Here is a 22,215-nt window from a genome sequence, read left to right on the forward strand (position 1 = left end):
TCCCCGCGACGGCGGGCGCCCGCTCGCTTTCCCGCGATGCCGCTGATTCAGTCATGGTCGTCGTCCTCGCGTGTTTCGCCCACGATCCGCCCCCCAGCGAATTGTCGGCCATGAGCGTGCCGAAACTGACCAGTGAACACACTGAGACGGTCATCGCTGTCTTCTTTTGCCCGCGCCAGGCGCCGCTTGGCGCCAGCGCGGGTCCACGACGGCACCCGTGCCGCGGAATCACTAGACTGCGGCGAGGTGTGTTACCGGGCCTCGCTTCCTGCCCCAGGCATTGCCTGGGTTTTTTTTTGCGCGCGACGTTAGTAAAACCGGCGCATCGGTTACCATATATATTTGTGCAAATATATATAAGGCAGGCAACACCACCACCCGGGTGGGCGCTAGCCGCTACAGCTCGGCAAGAGGAATGCTTGCGCTGGTTTCGTCCGCGTTGATCAGCGCGATCACCCTGGACAGGTCGGTCTCCAGGCGGGCCAGCGTGGCGGCGTCGAGATGCGCAAGCGCTTCCGGCAGCACGCCGGCGAACGGTTGGGGGGCGGCGCGCAACACCTGTATACCGGACTCCTGGATATGCAGGGCGACCGCTCGCCGGTCTCGGCCGCTGCGCTCGGTGGCAATCAGCTTGCGCGCGATCAGGCCTTTGACGAGGTTGCTGGCGGTTGACTGGTGGATATCGAGGGCGCTGGCGAGGTCGTTCACGCCGATGCCCGGCGTGGCATTGATCTCGCTCAGCGCCCATAACTGGGCGCCGCCTATCCCCGCCGCGCGCTCGACCTGGCGGAAATGGGTTTTGACGGCATTGAATACGACGCGGAACTGGCGCAGGACGCGCGTGGCGGCGACGGGCGCGGCGGGTTCCGTCTGATTGGTGGCGTTGTCTTGAGAGGAGTGCATAAGCAATGATAACGGAAAGTTCCTGCCGCATCGGCACCACCGCGGCTCCCGGCAAGGGGCCGCGATGGAGATGAACCATCGGCCCGAATGGCGGGCGGCGCTGCGCAAGCAGTTTCTCGACTTGCACCCATGGCATGCGCGCGGCGCGGTCGCCGCCGCCGCCGTCCTTGCCGGACTGAGCGTGGTAGGCTTCACGTGGCTATCCGAGCACGCGCTGACGCTGTTCTTCCGGCTGCAAAGCGCCTGCTGGTGGGGGCCGCTGTTGTGGACGCCGCTCTGCACGGTCCTGATCGTTTGGCTGACGCGGCTTTACGTCCCCGGCGCGGCAGGTTCTGGCATTCCACAGGCGATGGCCGCGCTGGAAACGGGGCTGGATCCAGTCAAGCGGGGATTGTTTGTATCGTTGAAGCTGAGTGTCGCCAAGATTTTCCTCACGGCGTGGGGCTTGCTCGGTGGGCTTTCGATGGGACGCGAGGGACCATCCGTCCAAATCGCCGCCGGTGTGATGCTGCTCGCCCGGCGTCTCGCGCCGCGGGACGCGCGGCCGTCGCCGCACACCCTGCTGGTTGCCGGTGGCGCCGCCGGCATCGCGGCCGCCTTCAATACGCCTTTGGCCGGGATCATGTTCGCCATCGAGGAACTGTCGCGTACGCCGGAGCACCGCAATAGCGCTCTGATTGTCACCGCCATTGTGCTCGCGGGACTGGTTTCGGTGTCGTTTCACGGCAACGCGACCTACTTCGGCGTGATCCATGCGTCCGCTATCGGCCTGCCGTTATTCTGGTCGGGATTGATGGTCACGCTGGCATGCGGCGTGGCGGGCGGCATTTTCTCGCGCTTGTTGATCGTCTCGCTGAGTGGCGATGGGCGCGACCTCGCCAGCGGCCTGCGCGCGCGCCATCCCGTATTGTTTGCCGGACTATGCGGCTTGGCGGTGGCGGTGCTGGGCGTGGTGACAGCGGGGGCCACTTTCGGCAGCGGTTATGCCGCGACCCGTTCCATGGTCGACGGCGCCGGTGGCATGCCCGCGTCCTATCCCTTGTTTAAATTCATCGCCACCTGGCTGAGCGCATGGTCGGGAGCGCCGGCCGGCATTTTCGCGCCATCGTTGGCGATCGGAGCGGGATTGGGGAACGATGTGGCCATGCTGATCAATGCGGCGCCCACCCCGGCGCTCATCGGATTGGGCATGGTCGGGTTTCTGGCGGCGGTCACGCAGGCGCCATTGACGTCCTTCATTATCGTGATGGAGATGGTTGACGGACACGCGATGGTGCTAAGTCTGATGGCCTGCGCCCTGGTCGCAAGCGCCATATCACGCGCCATCAGCCCGCCCCTTTACGCCACACTTGCCGGTTTCCAACTCCGGCGAATATGAGGAACACGGGCCTGGACCGGAGCGAGCCGCCAGTGCGGCGGGCCAGTCAAACCGACCTCACCGTCGCGCCGGGTATGGAGGAACGACGGTTTGGCCGCTACGCCGTGCCTCGCTGGCGAATGCGCTTGCGGCCTCAATCGGGCGCGGGACCGTCAATCCGGGCCAGGAGGGCGGCCCGCTCCTGTTCCATGTGAAATCCCGCCGTCCCCATCGGCATGCCGGCCGCCCTCAAGGCGAAACTGGCAAGCTGCAGACCGGACTCGATCGCCCCGGAAACCACCTCGGTCGCGCCGGCGGCCTTGAGCGCCCGCGCATGCTTTTCGTCGCGCGCCCTGGCCAGCAGGCACAGCCCGGGATAGTGCCGCCGCAACGCCCTGACCGCATGCAGGGCCGCCCGCGGATCGTCCATGGTCAGCACCACGCAAGCGGCGTGCGTGCTGCCCATACGCCGCAATAGCTCGGGCATGGAGGCGTCGCCGGAGAACACGCAGTCCTCCCGCCGTCGGCGCCTGGCGTCCTCGACCACATGACGGTCGCGTTCGACCGCCATGTAGCTGATTCCCTGGCGGCCGAGGACATCGGCGATCAGCTGTCCAACCCGGCCGTAACCGCCAATGATGATATGCCCCGTGAGCTGGCCGGCCTCTTCCGGGCTCTGGACGGCGGAGCCCGGTCCGGCGCCGGCCCGCCGGGCGATGACGGCGCCGGCCGCGGCGGCGCCCGGGGCGAGCAGCATGCTCAGGCCCACCACCAGCAGGAAAAACTGGCTGCTGGCCGCTGTCAGCAGTTGCGTGCTGACGGCGTAGGCCAGGATGATGAAGGCGAACTCCCCGCCCTGACCCAGCAACAGCCCTCCCTGCAACGCGGCCGCCCAGCCTAGCGGCGAGAGCAATAACATGACCACCAGCGCCTTCACCGCCAGCAGGCCCAGCACGGACGCGGGCAGCAGGAGCGGGAATTCGGCGGCCAGACGCAAATCGATCTCCATGCCAACCGACATGAAGAACAAGCCCATCAACAGTCCTTTGAACGGTTCGACGATGATCTCGACCTCGTACTGGAACTCGGTGTCGGCCAGCAGCAGGCCCGCCAGCAAGGCCCCCAACGCCAGCGACAGGCCGCTGGCCGCGGTCAAGGCGGCTATTCCCAAGGTCAGCAGCAGGATGAGCGCGACGAACACCTCCGGCTGCCGCTGGACGGCGGCCGAGGAGAACAGGGGCCTGGCGACACGCCGCCCCGCCACGTAAAGCAGCGCGATGGCCGCGGCCGCCTTCGCGATCGCCGCCAGAAGCGCCCACCACAGCGCCTCGCCGCCATCGCCGGCGAGCCCCTCGACCAGGATCAAGGCCGGGACCACGGCCAGGTCCTGCAACATCAGGATGGCGAAGCACTTCTGGCCCAGCGCTGTTTTCAGGGCGTGCTGTTTGCCCAGCAGCGCCATCGCCACGGCGGTGCTGGACATCGCCAGCGTCATGCCGATCGCCATGGCGGCCGCGGGCGGGTTGCCGAACGCGAAAGCGATCAGCCCGATCGCGCCGGCCGTGATCGTCACTTGCGCGACGCCGGTGCCGAACACGTCGCGCCGCATGGCCCACAGCCGGGTTGGCGAGAGCTCCAAGCCGATCATGAACATCAGGAACACGATGCCCAGCTCCCCCAGCGGCTTGATCCGGTCGACGTCCTGGAACGCCACCAGCGACAGCCAGGGCAGTTCGCCGGCCCAGCCGCCTATGCCGTGCGGACCAAGACAAATCCCTATCATCAGAAAGCCCAGCATCTGGTTGACCCGCAGCCGCTGCAGCATGGGCACCAGAATTCCCGCCAAGGCCAGGAACAATAGTGCCTCACGTAGATGGTATGCTGACATGCAGGGCCCGGAGTCCCGTAGGGTTGAGTCGATTTTAGGGGCAGGACGGCGTTGGCACAAGCGCGGCATGTCCACATTCGGTGGGCGGCCCCGGTGCGTCCTCCGATGGAGTTGATCGGACGCGGCTTCGTCGTCCTGTGCATGCCGCTGGCCGACCTGTTGCGCACACAAGGCCCCCCCCTTGTATTCGGTCCGGGCCTCCCTTCGCTTTCAGCCACAAGAACCCGGCGATGCCGGAGATCAGCGACGCGGTCAGGATCGCTATCTTCGCCGCGTTGACGATGCCTGGCTGTCCCGGGAACGCCAGGTTCGTAATGAATATCGACATGGTGAAACCAATTCCGCCCAGCAGTCCGGCGCCGAACACGTGGCGCCATGCGAGGTCCGAAGGCAGGCGGCTGATGCCCAGGGCGACCGCGGCGGCGCAGGCAAGGACGATACCGACCGGTTTCCCGACCGCCAGTCCAAGGATGATCCCTAAACTGTTCGACGACAGCAAGTCCTGCGCCCAATTGCTACCGATCACAATGCCAGTGTTGGCAAGGGCGAACGCCGGCAGAATGACGAACGCCACCGGCTTATGCAGGTAGTGCTCGAGGCGATGCGACGGCGACGTGTCGTCGTCTTGCTTGGCAGAGTAAGGGATCGCGAACGCGAGCAGCACCCCAGCGACGGTAGCGTGTACCCCCGACTTGAGCATCAGGAACCACATCAGCGCGCCGCCCACCAGGTACGGAGTCAAGGCCATCACCCGCAGAGCGCGATTCATCAGCAACAGCGCGGTGAAGACTGCCAGTGCGCCCGTCAGGTAGGCGAATGACAGCTTCGCGGTGTAAAACAATGCGATCACCACGATCGCACCGAGGTCGTCCATTACCGCCAGTGCGGCAAGAAAAACCTTCAGCGATGCGGGTACTTTACTGCCAAGCAAGGCAATCACGCCAAGCGCAAATGCGATGTCGGTGGCCATCGGAATACCAAGGCCGGCTTGTGTGGCCGAACCGTTGTTCAGGCCGAAATGGATCAGGGCGGGCACGGCGATACCGCCCGCCGCCGCCAGCATGGGCAGCAGGGCTTTCTTGATGTCCGACAGTTCACCGTTGTACAACTCGCGCTCCAGTTCAAGCCCGATGAGCAGGAAAAATATGGCCATCAGCGCATCGTTGACCCACAATTCGATGCTCAGACCGGCAACCTGCGCATGCCAAAATCCAAGGTAGGCGCCACCGACCGGCGAGTTCGCGATCGCCAGCGAAATCAGCGTGCACAGGATCAGGACAATGCCGCCGGCCTTTCCGGAGTTGACAAATTCCTTGAATGTTCGCGACAGGGGAATCTCAATCTGCATGGTTGTGTCTTTCGAAGCCGGGCATCCGCGCGCTATCGGCTTCGCAGACCAATCGTAAGAAGAACGCGCTCAAGGAGCCGGCAAAGGCTCTCGCCTGCTGGGAAATGAGAACCGTCCTGGCGCAGGAGGTCGCTCGAAGGGGAGATGGAACCAGACCAACGGGGGCCGTCGAGCGTTCGGTGGGGAAAAATAATCCGGCGGCGGAACCACCATACGCTAAATGAAGAGTAGTTTGCATAGGTCGCGATGTAGCCGCGTGGCGGCCCGACCATCGCAAATCCTGTCATACCTGGACGGTATGATCACCCTGTGGGGATTCTAGCATAGTGATGCCAATAAACTTGGGTCATCCGGCATAGCACGATGGCGCGTTCTTTCCTTGGCGAGCTTGTACGCGTCGCGGTCTTGCCCGAGCACCTAGCCGGCCTGGGACAAAAAAACATTGCCTGACTGGTTGCCCCTGGAAAGCCGTCTCGCCCCCCACGATCCCATCTTGGTAAAACGAGGTAAATTCTTGATTTTATTGGTCTGCCCAGCAGGAATCGAACCTGCGACCCTCGGCTTAGAAGGCCGAACAAGCATACTTTCCCATACCTTCCGCATCCGTTATAAAGTCCTGATTTTATTGGAAAATCTCCCATATCCCGGCCAATCTAGTGCCTCAATCGCTGTCGATTCTTTCCCATGGTTTGCTATAATTTGCCTACATGACGCCTACACGGGCGCCTACACGAGGAGTTCGCGCAGTGGCAAAGATCAATTTCACAGCAGACCGGGTAGCGAACTTTCAGTGCGACCCAGGCAAGCAGCAATCCATATTCTGGGATGCCAAAACCCCAGGCCTGGGCCTTCGCGTCACCGCAGGCGGCGCCAAGTCTTATATCTTCGAAACACGCCTGAATGGCAAAACCCTGCGCATCACGATTGGCGACGTCCGCACCTGGACGGTGGCGAAAGCTCAGGCGGAAGCGACACACCATAAGGCGCAGACCGACAAGGGTTCGGATCCGCGTGAGCTGCGCGCGGAGCAACAGGCAAAGGCTGAGGCGACGCGTGCAGAAGCCAAGAGGCACGATTTGACGCTGGGCGACGTGTGGCCGCTCTACTTGGCCGCCCGCAAGCCGCGCTGGGGCGAACGCCACTATCAGGACCATGTGAACTTGGCCGCCGAGGGCGGACAGCCCAAGAAGCGCGGCAAGGGCGAAACCGTGGCAGGCCCACTGGCCCCCCTCATGCCTCTGCGACTGTCCGAGCTTACGCCGACGAGGATTGCGGAATGGCTCGAAGCAGAAGCGGCCGCCCGACCAACCAATGCCGCGCAGAGCTTTCGAAAGTTGCGCGCATTGATTCGATGGGCTGACAACATGCCCGCGTATCATGGGATTATTCCGTCACAGGCATACAGCGCCAGCAACGTGCGCGACGTGCTGCCGGCAAACCGCACGAAGGATGGCGACAGCCTGCAGCGTGAACAGCTACAGGACTGGTTTGCAGCAGTTCGGAAAATCCCCAATCCAACCATCAATTATTACTTGCAAGGATTACTGCTCACCGGCGCCCGCCGCGACGAGTTGGCCGGCCTTCGTTGGGCCGAGGTAGACTTTCAATGGCGCAGCCTCAGCATTCGGGACAAGGTAGAGGGAACGCGCACGATTCCGCTCACCCCTTACTTTGCCAGCCTGCTGGTGGAGCTGAAACGCATCAATGAAACGCCGCCGAACGTAAGGCAAGTGAGGAAACTGGATGCCGCTGGCAAAGAATGGGCGCCCTCCCCTTGGGTGTTCAGTAGCAGCACCGCCGCCAGTGGCCGCCTGGTCGAGCCGCGAATTGCACACACGAACGCGCTTGAGGCCGCTGGCCTGCCTCACGTATCGCTACACGGCCTGCGCCGGTCCTTCGGCACCTTGTGCGAATGGGTGGAGGTGCCCAGCGGCGTGTCGGCCCAAATCATGGGCCATAAGCCCAGCGCCCTGGCGGAAAAGCACTACCGCCGCCGGCCCATCGACATGCTTCGCAAGTGGCACGACCAGATTGAGGTGTGGATGCTGGAGCAGGCCGGCATCGAGTTCAAGCCAGCGCCAGCAGGCCTACGAGTGGTCGCCGCCTCCTGAGACCCACGCGCGCCGGCGCGCACCGCGCCGCAAGCCGCGCTACACTGTTTCACCACGGCCTAGCTTTAGCGGGCGAAAAGCTGGCTCCTTCACCAGCCTGGCCGTGGTCCCTTTTCAATGAAGGCGACACCTGAAGGGGTGCCAATGAACGACGACGATGAGGACACGGCTATCCCCGAGCCGTCTCCCGCTTGGTGCAATCCGCACCGAGCGAAGGATTTGTTATACGGTGGCGCAATTCTCGTGCGCGACATGCTCATCCATGACCATGATGCGCTGCACGAAATGTACGGTCTGCGCCCCGACGAAGCCGCACAAGCCCTTCGATTTGTAGAGCTGGCCGAGCTGCGTTCTTGGGGCGTCGATGAGATGTTGGAAGTCGTGAGCACTGTTCCAAATCAAGCCACTAATGAGGCAGCGTTACGCCGGCGCGTGGTGATGGCAATGAAGGCCGAAACCGGCGCTGACTTCATTCACCCAGGGGACGCGGTATTGCTCTTGGAACGTTCCGGCCTGATGCTATCCACCGAGCTTCGGGAGGCGGTGACGCTCATGAGCATCCGTTTCAGTGGGCCAGAAGGCTTTTCCCTGGACGACGAGAATCGCTTTAGACGGCTGAGAGGGAGGTTGCCATTCCCGGTTGAGGACACATCCACTACTGCTGACGAGAAATGCACAAGTTCCGCTGGAGGTACTGCCGGCACCCCGGTGCCTGCTGCTCCCCCGCCTCCAGTGGTGCACCGGACGAAAAGCCGGGTGCGGCTATTGGACACCGAAATCAAGCGCGCCTGGGAGGCTGTGGGAAGTGCCGACCACCACGCAGTGTGGACAGCATTAAAAGAAATGGCGCTCCAATCGACCTCTCCGTTCACAGGAACTATCGACCCCGAAAAGGGCTTGGAGTACTGGAAGGAAGACAAGCTCGCTTACCTATCGAAAGACGCTTTGCGCAAACGCATCCCGAAGGATGGGGCGTCCGATAACGGCCGGTAACGGCGGATAGTGGCCGATAACGGCGGATAGCGGCCGATAACGGCGGATAGCGGCCTCATCTATCGGAGAAAATCAAAGTAAGGGAAATGATGCACCCATACCGTGAAAACGGGCTCATAAGGAGTGCATCGAATGTCTCAAGTGTCCATCCCGCCAGCGCTGGCCGCTGTCGCCCAAGGCCGCGACCATATCACCACCGCTGAGTTTTCGCATGCGATGAGCTGCGCAGTGGCGACTGTGTGGAAAAACCATTGCTTGGCTGGCGAATGCTACGGTGTCCGTCCCGTCAAGAAAGGCAAACGGCTCTTGTGGCCGGTGCTGGCCACCGCACAGGCGCTGACCGGAGGTGTGTGATGGACCGCCCGCCGCCGGGCGAGCGCCCAAAAAAAAAGTCCGGCCGCCGCCAAGCAGAACCGGACCTTTTTGAAGCAGTAGTACCTGCTGCGAACTCTACCACAGCTGTCCGTTTTGCGGGCACAGACAATCCCCGCTATCTGCGCGCTCTGCACGCGCTGCTGCTGCGCCCGGTACCGCGCGAGCATCTGGATCGCGCTGCGGGTTGCAGCAATGGGCCCGACCTCGTCTCCAACCTGCGTGACCTGGGCTTGGGTCCAACTGGCTTGCCATGCACGTTTATCCCCGACCGCGACCAGGATGGGAAAAAAATCAGACGCGGCGTCTACCACCTGACCGAAGCCGGCCGCCGCGCCGTCAACGCCTGGTTGCGCCTGCGCGACCGGAAAGCGGGCGAATGAGCGCCGGGTACGCACTCAACATCGAGCGTCTGTATGGCCCTGGCATCGTTCGTGTCGCAGCCAAGCACCTGCTGCGCGAGCTTGCGGCCGAGCTTGGCGCCGACAGCCACATCGATGCTGCGCGCATCGGGGAAAACTTCATCTTGCGTGGACCGGACACTTCCGCCGGTGTGGCGGCCCTGGCCAAGTCGCTGCTGGACGCCGCCGGCGTGGTCAAATGCCGAAAAGGCGCAGTGACCGCGCTGGAACTCCTGTTCACGCTGCCGGCGGCGACCACCCTAGACCCGCGCCAGTACTTCGAACAGGCCACCAGGTGGGCCGAGCAGTATTTCGGCGTGCCGGTGCTGTCCTGCGTAGGGCATATGGATGAGGGCTCACCGCACGCCCACGCGCTGCTGCTGCCGCTTGTCGGCGGTCGAATGGGCGGCTCTGACCTGCACGGCGGCAAAGCCAAGCTGGCGGCGATGCAAACGAGCTTCCACGAGGCGGTGGGTGCCCCGCACGGCCTGCCCAAGTACGTCCCGCAAAAGCGCCTCAGCGCGCCCGTGCGCGCGGCGGCAATGGCGCTGGCGCGCGAAACGCTGCAAGCCAATGCAGCGCTCAACGACGACATCATCGACGCGCTGCTGGTGCCGCATGCGAAAGACCCGGCGCCGCTTTTGCTGGCGCTGGGCATCGCCATGCCGTTGGCCGCAAAGTCGAAGAGCAAGAGCTTTATCGAAATAATGACCGCGCCCGCAGCGCCCGAACCTCGTAACCATATCGGGAAAGCAAAATGCAGCCCGATAGGGAAAGCGATTCCAGCCGCGTCGATTTCGTCGCTTCCCGACTCTTGTGTAGGGAAAGGATCTGCCGCCCCTTCCGCCACTGAGCTGCCGGCGGATGGGATAACGCTTCCTGAGCCCACCACCACGCCCCGGCCCGTCCAGCTCTTGCACACCCCCGCCAGCGGGGATGCGCTCAAAACTGAGCCGACCGCGACCGTCGACCAGGCCGCCCCCGGCGAGGTGGCAAAGCACCAACCCATTTCTGAGCAGCGCCAGCAGGCCACCCCCATGACCGGGCCGGCACCCGCCACCAGCATCGAGGCGGCTTCGAACGAAATTTGCACGAAGCCGCCGGGCAGCACCCTGCAAAATCCGTTGCACACCCCGGGCAAGCCCGCCAGCGCGCTGGCCAGCGCCTGCACCGCAGCGCCAGCAGCATGCAATCCGGTTCAGGCCGTCACTTTGGCGCAGGCCCAGGAGGATGTGAGCGGTTTTGCGCATATCTCGCTGGTCGCCGCGACTCTTCCCCAGTGCGACCAGCAAGCCAGCAAACACACGCTTGAGCCGGTCGACCAGCAGCACGCCCAACACGGTGCGCAGCAGCTGCGCCATCAGGATGCGCCTGCGCCAAGCGGTGCTCCCCTGCAGGCCCGCCAAACCGATGGTGTCCAGCAGCTGGACGCCGCCCAGGCCGCGCCGGGCCCGGCCACCAGCAGCAAGCCGCCACGGAAGCGCGCACCGGCCGCCAAGGCTGCGCAGGCGCCCGGCGCCACCAGGCGCACGCCCGGCAGCAGGACACTCAGCGCCATCGCCCCGGCGCCCACCGGCAGGACCGCACCGGAGATTCGGGCCCAGCCCGGCGCCGGCAAAAGCGAAGTCCGAAATTCGGACATCGCGGCCAGCGTCGACGCCGGCCCGATACCGCTGCAGCAGGACCGCTACCAGGCGCCCGTGCCCGGCCCTGTGGAAGCTCACCCCGAAGGGGGCGCTTGGCAGGAAAGCCAGCACCACGATGCCGACGATTATCACCGCCAGCGCGACGCCGACCAGCCGGCCGAGCGCTGGAACTCCGACACCGGCGAGTTTGTGGCGCTGCAGGTCGACCAGCGTACAGGGGCGGCCCGCCGCGGCGCAGCCGATTACGACGCGCGCGCCGCGCCGGGCCGTTCCTCCACCAGGGCACCGCCGTGATTGAGTTCGCCGCGCGCCACCTAAACCGACCGGGCGGCACCCGGACCGAAGTGGGATTTCCTCACTTTGAAAATTGACAATGAAAGGCATCACCCATGAACGCAATCCAAAGAATGGCCATCGCCCGTGCCGCCGACGCCGGAGCAACCCGCCAAGGTGACATCGACCAGGTGCAATACCTGCTGGACAAGGCCGCGCGCCTGAACAGCGAAGCCGCAGCCGCCCAGCAGCAACCGCCACAAGTGGCCAAGCCGGCACCGCCGGTGGAGAGCGACGCCGCCCGCCAGGCGCGGCTCACTGCCATGCTCAATGCGGCGCGCGCTGGTGGCGCTGGTTAATCCAGTCCAGCCGCCGCCAGCAATTGGCCCACTGGGCTGTTGGCGCTGCTGGGCGGCACCGAATCACAGGCAAGGCACGTTCGCAGCGCCACAGCGCGATTTCGGGCCTTGCCGCCTAAACGGAAGCGACATGAACAACGGCCGAGAACTGATACACGCTGCGCTGCAATGGCATGCTGCCCACGCAAGGCGGAGGACAATCGGTGCCGAGAAGCGCCGCTTGGACAAGGAAATCAAGGCCGAGGGCTTCGGCATGCTGTTCTCGGGGGCGCGCGCACAAGAGGGCGACGTCGCCCGCGCGCTGACCGAGGCGAAGCGCAAAGAGCTGGCGGCCCTGCGCTTGCTGGCCAAGGCCTGCGCCCAGCAGCGCAGCCGGCTGGACGTGGCCGACGTCATCGACCTGGACAGCGCCGTAACGCTGCTGCCGGGTGTCGACTGAGCGCCGGTTTGCTTGACCTACCTTGACGGATTGGAATCATGCCCGCTCTCCCTGGATACGTAAGCGCCTATATCGTTGCTGCCTTGGCGTGCTACGACACGCCCGCGCAGGTGGCGGCCGCCGTCAAAGAACGCTTCGGACTCGCGCTGAGCCGGCAACGCATCGAGGCCTACCACCCTGAACGCCGCGCCGGCGCCCGGCTGAATGCGACCTGGCGCGCCATGTTCTACGATGTCCGCGCCCGCTTCCATGCGGAGCTGGACAACATCCCCATCGCTTGCCAAGCGTACCGGCTCCGGGCGCTGGACCGCATCGCCGGTGTGGCCGAGGACATGGGGAACCTGCAACTGGCCATGCAGGTGCTCGAGCAGGCCGCGCGCGAGGCCAGCAACTTGGACCAGGCGGGCCGACAACAGCTGACGCGGCCAGCCGGCATTTGCGGATGACTTTCCGTCCCTCGCAAATCTGCGGCCAACTTGGTGTTACCCGCAAATCCGCGCGGGCCGAGCGGCGCTAGCGACATGCCGATAAGTGCGCGCCGGCACATCCCAAAGTACGCACCTGCCGGGCCAGAACCCGCACAGCGGCAGGGGCGCGGCACTTCTCGTCTCGGAATAGGTGCGCAGATTGGTGCGCATGCGCGGGCCGCGAACGATGGTATTCTGCGGTGCACGGTCACACCGGCCGCCGCTTGGAGCCCGCAATGCAATCCACTGCCGATTTCTTCACCAATACGCCGCTGCCACACTGCATGGACGGCTGGCGCGGAGAATCGCAGGCGCGCCTCGAAAGGCAAGTCCGATGGGCTGGCCATGAAATTGTGGGCGTGAATGGGCGCCTGGTATGGAAGCGCCGCGCGGACATTCAGCCCGACGATATGCGCGTGTTCTACGACGGCGACTACCGCGACGTGCTGGCGCCGGATGACCCGCGCATCGTGATTCCGTGCGCGGAGTGCACCGACCTGCCGGCCTGGCCTGTTCGCCTGGACTGGGACGAGTAGCGCCAGCGGCCATGCGCCAGGCTACATACGGGAAAAGCCCGCATGTACCGGCGCCCGCTAGTTTTACGACCTGGCCGTAATACCCACACCTCAAATTGAGGAATGCCATCGAATCAGGCGCTTAGGGCCGCGTATCGTTCCGCCGCGCGAAACCGCCGGGCCGCCACAATTTGAGGACACCCCGCCCACGCACGGAACGTGCTCGCGTGGTGTGCGACCGTGTCGGGACGTCTCCTCAAATCTGAGGCCTCTTCGGCCCACGTTAAATCTCATGCTGGCGGAATCGCTGCCAAGTAGTATTATCAAAATCCAACCATTTTGGAGATTAACGATGACCGCAAAATACTGGCGTGTTCAATGGACGCATCGTGACGGACGAACAGGCATCACTGAAATCGAGTGGCCGAATGTACCCTCGAAAGAAGACGCTGCAATTCGAGTTCGGACGCATCTGCTTGGAGAGAATTTTCTATTAATCGATATGCCGCGTGGTCAACCTGAACCATCCGTATACCTGCTTCACCATTACGGTTACGAAATCGGTACCATTGAACCTGTCGAGGCATAAATTGGCTAGCGCTGGCCGGAGCGGCAGATGCCGGAAATTCTTCCCGCATCACCGTGACGCCATGGTTCATAACCTACGATTCGTCGGTTTTACTTGGCGGTGCTGACGCTGGTCGGCGCGAACATTCGCGAGGCTTCGCGATGCCGCGCAAGGGCGGTACGAATTTACCGGGGATGTGAGCAAAACTGCGCGCATCACGCGAGGCCCACGCGCGCGGCACGCGTCATGGAACAGTTCTGGAACCCTTTCGATACCCTTTGCCGAAGCCTTCCCGCTGACCGTGTGCCCAGATTTGGGCAGACGGTGGCTTCGTGCCTGGCTGGCGCTGGAAGGCCCACAGAAGGGGCTGACAAGGGGCTTCGCAGGGCCTGCGAACGCTCCCGAACGCGCGGGAACGCATGCGAACGCAATGCGGTGGCGCTGCCGACGCATTGCCGGCGCAGTGAACCACCATCGGTGGACCACCACGTAACACCATGAAACGCCACCGTGCCCCGCGTAACCCGGCCGGTGCCCAGCCGGTACCCAATCGGGAACCAATCCGGTTTTGGTTCGGTTGTGCTGCTGCCCAGCGCCAGCCGGCCGCCGTGCCGTGCGCTCCTGAGAATCTAGGACCGCTATGCGGACGCATGGCCGCCACAGCGCCAGGGCAGAGCGAACGCTGACAGCACCAGCCAATGGCGGGCCCCGCCGACGGCGATAGGGATTTACCGGGGTTGAATCCCACTCGGAACCCTTTGGGAAGCATTTCGAAAACTTGTTCATCAGCAGCACAAAAAAATGTTGCCAGTTGATAACTATGGGTGCATACTAAATTCTCAACCATCTTGATGTCGCGTATGGATAGAAAGCAATTATTAGAGCATTACGAGAAGCAATATATACACGAGATTGAATCTCGTGAAAAATTGAATGCTCGTGTGCAAAACCCTTTAACCATCATTGTTGCTTTTGTCGGCGCTCTTTCCTTCCTATTGCAGAATTACGGGCATCCTGGATTTAATTTAATTTCCATCTCATTTATCTCTCTGTTCACGCTATCCGTTATTGCGGTAATGGTCGCACTATATTTCTTTATAAAAGCATGGCATGGCAATCATTATCGCTTTATGCCGTCGGCTAGCACTAATGAAACGCATCGCATTGCACTCCAGGAATACTACACAACCCATGGAGACGGAGCTACCCAAGCCATTGATAAATTTGATGATTATCTAATGGAGCACTACATAAAATACGCATCATTTAATAGTCAATGCAATGACAAACGTTCTCTGAATATTCACCACGCGAACGGATTTATAATAATTGCTACTGGCTTCGCGTTTTTTTCGTTCCTTGTCTTTTATTTTGGTGATTTAGATAAGGCCAAGCAATCAAAAGCTGTTGAGGTTTCAATTGTTACCCCTATAATCCTGAAAGGAGCGTTAATGCCAAATGATAGAGTTACGCCGCCACCACCACCCCCTCCGCCTCCAGCAAGAGAAATTAAAGAAGGCGTAAGGCCCAGTGCCCCACCACCAAAACCAAACGGGAAGTAAATATGAGCACCGATGAGCGCAGAACGCCGCCCCCTCCACCACCGCCTCCGCCTCCACCGGAGCCGCGAAAGGTGATTGACTCCCCTCGAATAGCGCCGAAGCTATAAGCGTCATGCGTATGGCGGGTGGTTGGACCATTCGCCGCTTTTCCGCCATTTTCATCAATAGCGCAATATTGCTATTTAGGTAGTATTTCCTGATAGAATCGATACCCGACGAAAACGCCTTGACGTTCCACCTGTCGCTGACCTATCCTAAAAAGGCCCCGAAAAAAAGGGCACGGGTTTGGCGACTCGGTAACGGCAAAGGCGGACACCCGCCACCAGGCGGCTTTTTTTCGTCCGTTGCACCATTGCGTCTCTATGAGCGGCGGTGGTGGGGATACCTTCGGGTATGCCGGTTTCCTTTGTCACCGGTTCGCCAACCCCACCACTTGCTGCTCACCCCGTTTGGCGACGGGATGTGCGGTTCATCAACCGACATTGGAGGCCACTATGGTCCATAGCACCCCCACGCCCGCAGAACTGCGCCGCGACACCATCAAACATCTTCGCTGGCAGGCAAAGGCCGTTGCCAACCTGCTGTCCGCCGTCCACCTGCTGCCGGCCGCCGACCAGCAAACCACCATTGAAACGACTACGCGCTTTGCCGATGAGCTGGCGCACGACCTGGCCGCACTGCTGCGAGGTGTAGCATGAGCGCCGCCACCGCGCCGGCCCTGCTGACCGAGCTCCAGCACGCGCACGCCATCATCAAGACGATGTTGGGCGCCTTGACCATCCAGCAGAAATCGAAGGTGCACGAGCAACTGGCCGCCGCCGGCGTGTCCGGCGAGGGCATGACCCGCGCCAATGAGCGGCTGGCCGTCATTGAGGCCGCGACCGCGCAAGCCCAGCTGGCCAGCGCCAGCGGCCAGGTGCTGGGCGGCGGGGCCATCCGCCAGTACGCCGGCGATATCAGCGCGCACGCGGCCCGGCTGGAAATCCTGCTGCTGGAAGTTTTCGACAAGCTCGACGGCATCAAGCCGCAGGACCAGGCGACGCGCAGCGCGGTCGACGCGGTGGAATGCTTCACCACCTGCGCGATGCGCAACGGGGTGCTGATGCGCGAGGCCGCCGACCAGATAGCCGCCCTGGTGGTGGAAGGCGGTGCACCATGAAGACGCCGACCAAGGGAGAGGCCGCCACGCTGGCGTTGGTGCCCGGCACGCTGACCAGCGAGGAGCGGCGCATCCTGGCCCGCTACCGCGCCACCGCCCCGGAATGGCGCTCCGACATCGTGGACTTCGCCAACACCGTGGCAAAGATGTACCCGGCCGACAAACCGGCCGCCGCGCCGCGCATCCGCTTGGTGGGCGACGAAGGAGAACCGAAATGAGCCCGGCCGCGCGTTACCCGCTGCCGGCGCCGCCCGAGGTAGGCCCGCCCCCGCCGTATCGCCTGGGCGGCAACGATATTGCGCTGGAGGATGCGGCGGATGTCATTGTCGAAGTTTACGGACCATCGGGAATGCGCCTGTTCACGCTGGAGCAAACCTTGCGCAGTATCGACCTCATTGCAGAGCCTGGCCGGACGCGCATTTTGTATCTGCTACCGCTCCATTTCGACATGCCTGGAGGGAAGCCATGACCACGCTGGCCGAACTCGCCCGCATCCGCACGGAGTTGGGCCTGGCGCCGGTAGGCGGCGTGCTTTGGCTGGGCGTCGGCTTCCTGCCGCCCAAGCAAAACGCCATCGCAATCGACCCGGCCAACCTGCCCACGGCGCTCGAGTGCCGCGCCGTGGCCGGGCTGGATGTCGTCCTGCTGTTCCCGGGCGACCTCACCCGGTACGGCGCACTGCGCACGCTGTCCGACCGCTTGTACCAGGCCCGGCCCCGGCGCCTGCTGCTGGTTGACAGCGACCACAAGCGCACCGCCTTCCTGAGACTGGCGAAATCATGATGGCGGACAAAACCATGAGCGACCAGCTGGCGGGCTTCACGCTGGGCAAGGAGGAAGACACGGCGCGCGCGGCGCGACTCGAGCTGGAGCAGGCCGGGCCACCCGCCGGCCGCGCCATGCAGCGTGGCGCCCGCGTCGTGAAAATCCGGTGCGGCGCCGATATAAGGCCACTGCCCATCACTTGGCTGTGGCCCGGCTGGGTGCCGGCGGGGAAGCTGACAATACTGGCCGGTGCGGCCGGTACCGGCAAGACCACTCTGGCGCTGGCACTGGCCGCCGTCATCACCGCCGGCGGGCGCTGGCCGGACGGTAGCGCGTGCGAAGGCCGGGGCAACGTGCTGATATGGTCCAGCGAGGACGTGGCCGACGATACGCTGGTGCCGCGGCTGATTGCCGCCGGCGCCGACCTCGGCCGTTGTCATTTCATCGAGGGCATTGCGCAGGACGGCGAGAGCGTTCCCTTCGACCCGTCGCAGGACATCCCGGACCTGCACCGCGTGGCTGAGGGGATGGGCGGCATCAGCCTGCTGCTGATAGACCCGATTGTCTCAGCGGTGGCCGGCGACATGCACCGGGCCAATGACGTGCGGCGCAGCCTGCAGGCGGTGGTGGACTTCGCGGACGCGCATGGTTGCGCCGTCATCGGCATTACCCACTTCGCCAAGGGTGGCGCCGGCAAGGCGCCGCAGGACCGGGTAATCGGCTCCCAGGCCTTCGGCGCGCTCGCCCGCATGGTACTGGTGACGGCGAAAGAGGAAGGGAGCAACCGCCGCGTCATGGCCAGGGCGAAGTCGAACATTGCACCGGACGATGGCGGCATTGCCTATTCGCTCCAGCTGGTGGCCATCGCCGGCGGCATCGAGACGACCCGCGCGGAGTGGGATGGCGTCATCGAGGGCACGGCCCGGGAAATCCTGGGCGACGTAGAGCACGACGACAGCGAGGAAGACGGCGGCGCGCGCGACGACCTGGAGCGGATGCTGATTGACACGCTGACCGATGCCGGCGGCAGAATGACCGCGAAGCAACTGCAGGGTGAAGTCCGCGATGCCGGGCATTCCTGGGATGCGGCTAAGCGCCTGAAGAAATCGCTTGGAATCGAGGCCGTGAAACTCAGCATGGGCGGTGCCTGGGCCTGGTGCCTGCCGAGCGCCATCCCCCGAAGGGAGCACGAAGGGAGCGAAGGGAGCGCAGAAAAATAAGCGCTCCCTTCGCTCCCTTTGGCGCTCCCTTCGTGCAGGGACTGGATATCCATACAGCGCCAGCAGCGCGCTGGCAAACTACGGTAATTCCCGTAGTTGCATTTGAGGAAACTACCGGATTTCCGGTAGTTGCAAGGGTGGATGGTGAAATGCCACCCTTTCCGCTTGCGGCGGCGTCCGGCGCCACCATGTGCTCAATTTTGCGCAGACGGTCATTGTCTTGGCCAATTACCAGATTTCCCGGTATTTGACGCCAGCGGCTGGCGCTGGTCTGCCGCGACCGCCCGAAATCATGGGCCGCCGCACGCCACAGCTTGCGAGTGAACATAGGTGCGAATCTCATTCCGGGATTTTCCCGGATTTACAGAAATCGACGGCGCGCCGCTGCCATGCGTTCAACTGGCGACCAAAGGAAGTGCCGCCAGGTTGCCGGGCACGGCGCATTTAATTGTGGCTGGGACTCACAATTAGCCGCCCGGCGCCGCGCGCGACACCTCCGCAACTTTGCGGAGGCCCCACATCCGGGATTTGTCCGTATCTACCCGCCAGCCCTTCGGAGGCCCTTGCAAGGCCTTCGGAGGGCGTGACACGCCCCGAGCTTTTGGGCCGTGCCGCTGGCGCTGGTCCGGGCGGAGCGAAAGTGCGGGGAGATGCTGGCGCAAACAGAAAAGAACCGCGGTGCCGCTGGTAGCACCGTAGCCATCGCGGTCGAACGATGCGACCGCGATACCCCAACGCTGGCTGAAATGGGGCTGACCAAAGTCCAGTCCAGCCGCTACCAGTAATTGGCGGCCATGCCGGGGGGGCATCCTCAAACTCAGGACGCCCCTGTTAGAAAACGAACGATTTCCAACAGTAGAGAAAGGTAAACCAAATCCATGTTGGAAAGATAGGGGTTGCAATATCTAACAGGTCAGTATATTCTGACACCGTTTTCTAACAGTCTTGAACGGGAGAGCAGCATGGCAACCTTCGCATACGGCCGGGTCAGCACCAGCGAGCAGAGCGCAGACAACCAGCGCATCGAAATCGAAGCCGCCGGCCACCAGGTCGATTACTGGTTTGCCGACACCATCAGCGGGAAGACCAGCGCCAGCCAGCGCCCGCAGTTCGCTGCGCTGCTGAACCAGATTCGCAATGGTGAAACGCTGGTGGTGGCCAAGCTGGACCGCCTGGGCCGCGACGCGCAGGACGTGGGCGCCACCGTCAAGCTGCTGGCCAAGCGCAAGATTGCCGTCATCGTGCTCCAGCTGGGCAAGCTGGACCTGGCCTCACCGGCGGGCAAGATGATGCTGACCATGCTGGCGGCCGTCGCGGAAATGGAGCGGGACTTGCTGGTGGAGCGGACGCAAGCCGGGCTGGCGCGCGCCAAGAGCGAAGGCAAGACGCTGGGCCGGCCGTCGAAGACGACGCCTGAGCAGCGTGCGGACATCGTGGCCAAGTACTCGGCTGGCGAGAGCATCAGCGCACTGGCACGGCAATATGCCGTATCGCGCGCCAACATCCTAGGCGTGGTGAAGCCGAGTTAATTCCCTCGGCTATTCGAGTGCCCCGAATCTTCCAGCCAACAAGTCCTGGTACGAAGCCTCTAGCGTTTCCAATATGCCAATCAGAGAATGCTCCGGAAGCACAATAATTGCCCAGCCTTCCGGTTTCACTTCCTCGAAGAAATACCTTGCTTTGACAAAGACGTCTGACAGCGATGCAATTGCCTCAGTGAACGACGCAAATGCACAGGACGGTGTATGGTCTGGCGTTTCCGGCGCGCTAGCACTCAACCGCAATGCAACATAGTGCACCTTAGTTTCCCTGCCAACTGCCCATCTCGCATATTTTGCCTCAAACGATTCCCTGAACTCAGCGGGAAATTCTTCCAGCAATGCAACGAGTGGATGGCCTAACGTAACTTCGCCGTTCCTGGCTCCCAGCATCAAGGCTTTGAAAAACAGTTCGACAGAAAATGCTGCATTCATGAGCAATGCAAGCAGTTCGCCAGGGTCGTTATCAGGTGCGCCCGGTTGCTCAATTGCCGCGAGCATGCTACGAGCTATATTTGCGTGAGCAATAGCCTGTCGGGCTGCGAGTGCGTGCGTGCCAACAGGTAAATATTTCTTTGCCATACCACCTCCGAAAACCTACACAGCGCCTACATGGAAAAAACTGATACAAGTTTAAATTAGAAAATATCAGATAAGTTCTTGATTTTATTGGTCTGCCCAGCAGGAATCGAACCTGCGACCCTCGGCTTAGAAGGCCGATGCTCTATCCAACTGAGCTATGGGCAGTAATGGATTTGATCGCGAACCGATTGGTTCGCGGAAATGAAAAGCCCAAATGAAAAAGCGGATTGTCTCTCGACAACCCGCTTCAAATTTTGGTCGGAGTACAAGGATTCGAACCTTGGACCCCCTGGTCCCAAACCAGGTGCGCTACCGGGCTGCGCTACACTCCGATGGACGTATGATACTACCTCCGCCCCCCGGGCGTCAATGCGACGGGGAGTCTTTTAGGCCGCAAGCTTGGCGTCGACCTTGTCGGCGATGCGGCGCGCCAGGCTCTGCGCCGCGTCGGCGTCGCGCGCCTCGACCATCACGCGGATCAGCGGCTCGGTGCCGGAGGCGCGGATCAGCACGCGGCCGGTGTCGCCCAGTTCGCGCTCGACGGCTTCCTTCTCCGCCACCATGGCCGGGTTCTTCAGCCAGTCGAAGCCGGCCGGCACGCGCACGTTGATCAGCGTCTGCGGGAACAGCACCAGCTCGGCCGCGCACTGCTCCAGCGACTTGCCGCTGCGCTTGAGCGCGGACAGCACTTGCAGCGAGGACACGATGCCGTCGCCGGTGGTGTGCTTGTCCAGCGCCAGCAGGTGGCCCGAGCCCTCGCCGCCCAGGATCCAGCCGCGCTCCTGCATCACTTCCAGCACGTAGCGGTCGCCCACCTTGGCGCGCGCGAAGCCGATGCCCTTTTCCTTGAATGCCACTTCCAGCGCCATGTTGGTCATCAGGGTGCCGACCGCGCCGTCCACCTGGCCGGTGGCGCAGCGGTCCATCACCATCACGTACAGCAGCTCGTCGCCGTTGTACAGGCGGCCCCTGGCGTCGCACATGATGAGGCGGTCGGCGTCGCCGTCCAGCGCGATGCCCAGGTCGGCGCCGTGCTCGACGACGGCGGCGGCCATCGCGGCCGGCGCGGTGGCGCCGTAGCCGTCGTTGATGTTGAAACCGTCCGGCTGGTTGCCGATGGCGATCACCTCGGCGCCCAGTTCATGGAACACGTGCGGCGCGATGTTGTAGGCGGCGCCGTGCGCGCAGTCGACCACGATCTTCAGGCCGCGCAGGTCCAGCGCGTTGGGGAAGGTGCTCTTGCAGAATTCGATGTAGCGGCCCTGGGCGTCGTCCAGGCGCTTGGCGCGGCCCAGCTTGCGCGGTTCCACGCATTCCATCGGCAAGTCCAGCTGGGCCTCGATGTCGAACTCCACCGCGTCCGGCAGCTTGGTGCCCTGGCCGGAGAAGAACTTGATGCCGTTGTCCTGGAAGGGGTTGTGCGAGGCCGAGATGACGACGCCGGCCGACAGCCGCAGCGCGCGCGTCAGGTAGGCGATGGCCGGGGTCGGCATCGGGCCGGCCAGCTTGACGTCCACGCCGGCGGCCGAGAAGCCGGCCTCCAGCGCCGCCTCCAGCATGTAGCCGGAAATGCGGGTGTCCTTGCCGATCAGGACCGCCGGACGCGCCGCGCCGTCCTTGTTCTTGGCCAGGACCTTGCCCGCGGCGTAGCCCAGGCGCATGACGAAATCGGGCGTGATGGGGGAAACGCCGACCAGACCGCGTACGCCGTCGGTGCCGAAATATTTGCGTGCCATGTTTGTGTTCTCT

The 22,215-nt window shown here is 63.1% G+C and carries 24 protein-coding genes and 2 tRNA genes; 19 read left to right on the top strand and 7 right to left on the bottom strand.

What is annotated here, in order from left to right:
• Positions 1-396: 396 nt before the first annotated feature.
• The gene (locus tag BM436_RS17130) at positions 397-903 is read right to left on the bottom strand and encodes a MarR family winged helix-turn-helix transcriptional regulator (protein ID WP_093556743.1); all 507 of its coding nucleotides are present in this window, start codon (positions 901-903) and stop codon (positions 397-399) included.
• 64 nt (positions 904-967) lie between these two features.
• Here BM436_RS17130 and BM436_RS17135 point away from each other — a divergent pair, with 64 nt between their 5' ends.
• The gene (locus BM436_RS17135) at positions 968-2,281 is read left to right on the top strand and encodes a chloride channel protein (RefSeq protein WP_307665761.1); all 1,314 of its coding nucleotides are present in this window, start codon (positions 968-970) and stop codon (positions 2,279-2,281) included.
• Positions 2,282-2,414: 133 nt separating this feature from the next.
• Here BM436_RS17135 and BM436_RS17140 read toward each other — a convergent pair whose 3' ends face one another.
• Both BM436_RS17140 and nhaA read right to left on the bottom strand, forming a co-directional pair.
• Positions 2,415-4,148, bottom strand: a complete 1,734-nt coding sequence (locus BM436_RS17140) for a cation:proton antiporter domain-containing protein (protein ID WP_093556745.1) — start codon at positions 4,146-4,148, stop codon at positions 2,415-2,417.
• 34 nt (positions 4,149-4,182) lie between these two features.
• Positions 4,183-5,496, bottom strand: a complete 1,314-nt coding sequence (nhaA, locus tag BM436_RS17145) for a Na+/H+ antiporter NhaA (RefSeq protein ID WP_093556746.1) — start codon at positions 5,494-5,496, stop codon at positions 4,183-4,185.
• A gap of 746 nt (positions 5,497-6,242) precedes the next feature.
• Between nhaA and BM436_RS17150 the strand changes: the two genes are divergently transcribed.
• The 18 genes from BM436_RS17150 (at position 6,243) to BM436_RS17225 (ending at position 19,875) form a co-directional block, all read left to right on the top strand.
• Positions 6,243-7,607 carry a tyrosine-type recombinase/integrase gene (locus tag BM436_RS17150; protein ID WP_093556747.1) on the top strand — a complete coding sequence of 455 codons (1,365 nt, stop codon included), beginning with the start codon at positions 6,243-6,245 and terminating at the stop codon, positions 7,605-7,607.
• A 144-nt stretch (positions 7,608-7,751) separates the two neighbouring features.
• On the top strand, positions 7,752-8,600 hold the full coding sequence (locus BM436_RS17155; protein ID WP_093556748.1) for a hypothetical protein: 849 nt from the start codon (positions 7,752-7,754) through the stop codon (positions 8,598-8,600).
• 132 nt (positions 8,601-8,732) lie between these two features.
• Positions 8,733-8,954 (top strand): hypothetical protein, encoded by a 222-nt coding sequence (locus BM436_RS17160; RefSeq protein ID WP_093556749.1) that lies wholly within the window; start codon positions 8,733-8,735, stop codon positions 8,952-8,954.
• Positions 8,954-9,355: a hypothetical protein gene (locus tag BM436_RS17165; RefSeq protein WP_177307281.1), complete on the top strand. Its 402-nt coding sequence runs from the start codon at positions 8,954-8,956 to the stop codon at positions 9,353-9,355. Before BM436_RS17160 ends, BM436_RS17165 begins: the two co-directional genes overlap by 1 nt.
• Positions 9,352-11,313 carry a plasmid recombination protein gene (locus BM436_RS17170; protein WP_093556750.1) on the top strand — a complete coding sequence of 654 codons (1,962 nt, stop codon included), beginning with the start codon at positions 9,352-9,354 and terminating at the stop codon, positions 11,311-11,313. Before BM436_RS17165 ends, BM436_RS17170 begins: the two co-directional genes overlap by 4 nt.
• A 95-nt stretch (positions 11,314-11,408) precedes the next feature.
• Complete coding sequence (locus BM436_RS17175) at positions 11,409-11,651, top strand: hypothetical protein (RefSeq protein WP_093556751.1); 243 nt, start codon at positions 11,409-11,411, stop codon at positions 11,649-11,651.
• 220 nt (positions 11,652-11,871) lie between these two features.
• Positions 11,872-12,090, top strand: a complete 219-nt coding sequence (locus BM436_RS17180; RefSeq protein ID WP_093556752.1) for a hypothetical protein — start codon at positions 11,872-11,874, stop codon at positions 12,088-12,090.
• Positions 12,091-12,128: 38 nt separating this feature from the next.
• Positions 12,129-12,536, top strand: coding sequence for a DUF2280 domain-containing protein (locus BM436_RS17185; RefSeq protein ID WP_093556753.1), 408 nt, complete (start codon positions 12,129-12,131; stop codon positions 12,534-12,536).
• 257 nt (positions 12,537-12,793) lie between these two features.
• Positions 12,794-13,093, top strand: coding sequence for a hypothetical protein (locus BM436_RS17190; RefSeq protein WP_093556754.1), 300 nt, complete (start codon positions 12,794-12,796; stop codon positions 13,091-13,093).
• 331 nt (positions 13,094-13,424) lie between these two features.
• The gene (locus tag BM436_RS36255; protein ID WP_143133201.1) at positions 13,425-13,661 is read left to right on the top strand and encodes a hypothetical protein; all 237 of its coding nucleotides are present in this window, start codon (positions 13,425-13,427) and stop codon (positions 13,659-13,661) included.
• Between the two features lie 839 nt (positions 13,662-14,500).
• Positions 14,501-15,202 (top strand): hypothetical protein, encoded by a 702-nt coding sequence (locus BM436_RS36260; protein ID WP_143133203.1) that lies wholly within the window; start codon positions 14,501-14,503, stop codon positions 15,200-15,202.
• Between the two features lie 494 nt (positions 15,203-15,696).
• Positions 15,697-15,900, top strand: a complete 204-nt coding sequence (locus tag BM436_RS17195) for a hypothetical protein (protein ID WP_093556755.1) — start codon at positions 15,697-15,699, stop codon at positions 15,898-15,900.
• Positions 15,897-16,361, top strand: coding sequence for a hypothetical protein (locus BM436_RS17200; RefSeq protein ID WP_093556756.1), 465 nt, complete (start codon positions 15,897-15,899; stop codon positions 16,359-16,361). Before BM436_RS17195 ends, BM436_RS17200 begins: the two co-directional genes overlap by 4 nt.
• A complete protein-coding gene (locus BM436_RS17205; RefSeq protein ID WP_093556757.1) occupies positions 16,358-16,579 on the top strand; it encodes a hypothetical protein in 222 nt (73 codons plus the stop codon). The genes BM436_RS17200 and BM436_RS17205 overlap by 4 nt, the downstream gene beginning before the upstream one ends.
• Entirely contained in the window at positions 16,576-16,830 is a 255-nt protein-coding gene (locus tag BM436_RS17210; RefSeq protein ID WP_093556758.1) for a hypothetical protein, read from the top strand. Before BM436_RS17205 ends, BM436_RS17210 begins: the two co-directional genes overlap by 4 nt.
• Positions 16,827-17,144 carry a hypothetical protein gene (locus BM436_RS17215; RefSeq protein ID WP_093556759.1) on the top strand — a complete coding sequence of 106 codons (318 nt, stop codon included), beginning with the start codon at positions 16,827-16,829 and terminating at the stop codon, positions 17,142-17,144. Before BM436_RS17210 ends, BM436_RS17215 begins: the two co-directional genes overlap by 4 nt.
• A 14-nt stretch (positions 17,145-17,158) precedes the next feature.
• Positions 17,159-18,346 carry an AAA family ATPase gene (locus tag BM436_RS17220; RefSeq protein ID WP_229490389.1) on the top strand — a complete coding sequence of 396 codons (1,188 nt, stop codon included), beginning with the start codon at positions 17,159-17,161 and terminating at the stop codon, positions 18,344-18,346.
• A gap of 962 nt (positions 18,347-19,308) precedes the next feature.
• On the top strand, positions 19,309-19,875 hold the full coding sequence (locus BM436_RS17225) for a recombinase family protein (protein WP_093556760.1): 567 nt from the start codon (positions 19,309-19,311) through the stop codon (positions 19,873-19,875).
• 9 nt (positions 19,876-19,884) lie between these two features.
• Here the strand turns inward: BM436_RS17225 and BM436_RS36265 are convergent, their stop codons facing one another.
• From BM436_RS36265 to glmM, 4 genes are all read right to left on the bottom strand, one after another.
• Positions 19,885-20,466, bottom strand: coding sequence for a hypothetical protein (locus BM436_RS36265; protein WP_143133205.1), 582 nt, complete (start codon positions 20,464-20,466; stop codon positions 19,885-19,887).
• An 88-nt stretch (positions 20,467-20,554) separates the two neighbouring features.
• Positions 20,555-20,631, bottom strand: a tRNA-Arg gene (locus BM436_RS17230).
• A 90-nt stretch (positions 20,632-20,721) separates the two neighbouring features.
• Positions 20,722-20,798, bottom strand: a tRNA-Pro gene (locus BM436_RS17235).
• Between the two features lie 54 nt (positions 20,799-20,852).
• Positions 20,853-22,202, bottom strand: coding sequence for a phosphoglucosamine mutase (gene glmM, locus BM436_RS17240; protein ID WP_093556761.1), 1,350 nt, complete (start codon positions 22,200-22,202; stop codon positions 20,853-20,855).
• Positions 22,203-22,215: the final 13 nt, after the last annotated feature.

Source organism: Pseudoduganella namucuonensis (genome assembly GCF_900116645.1).
Lineage (GTDB): Bacteria > Pseudomonadota > Gammaproteobacteria > Burkholderiales > Burkholderiaceae_D > Rugamonas > Rugamonas namucuonensis.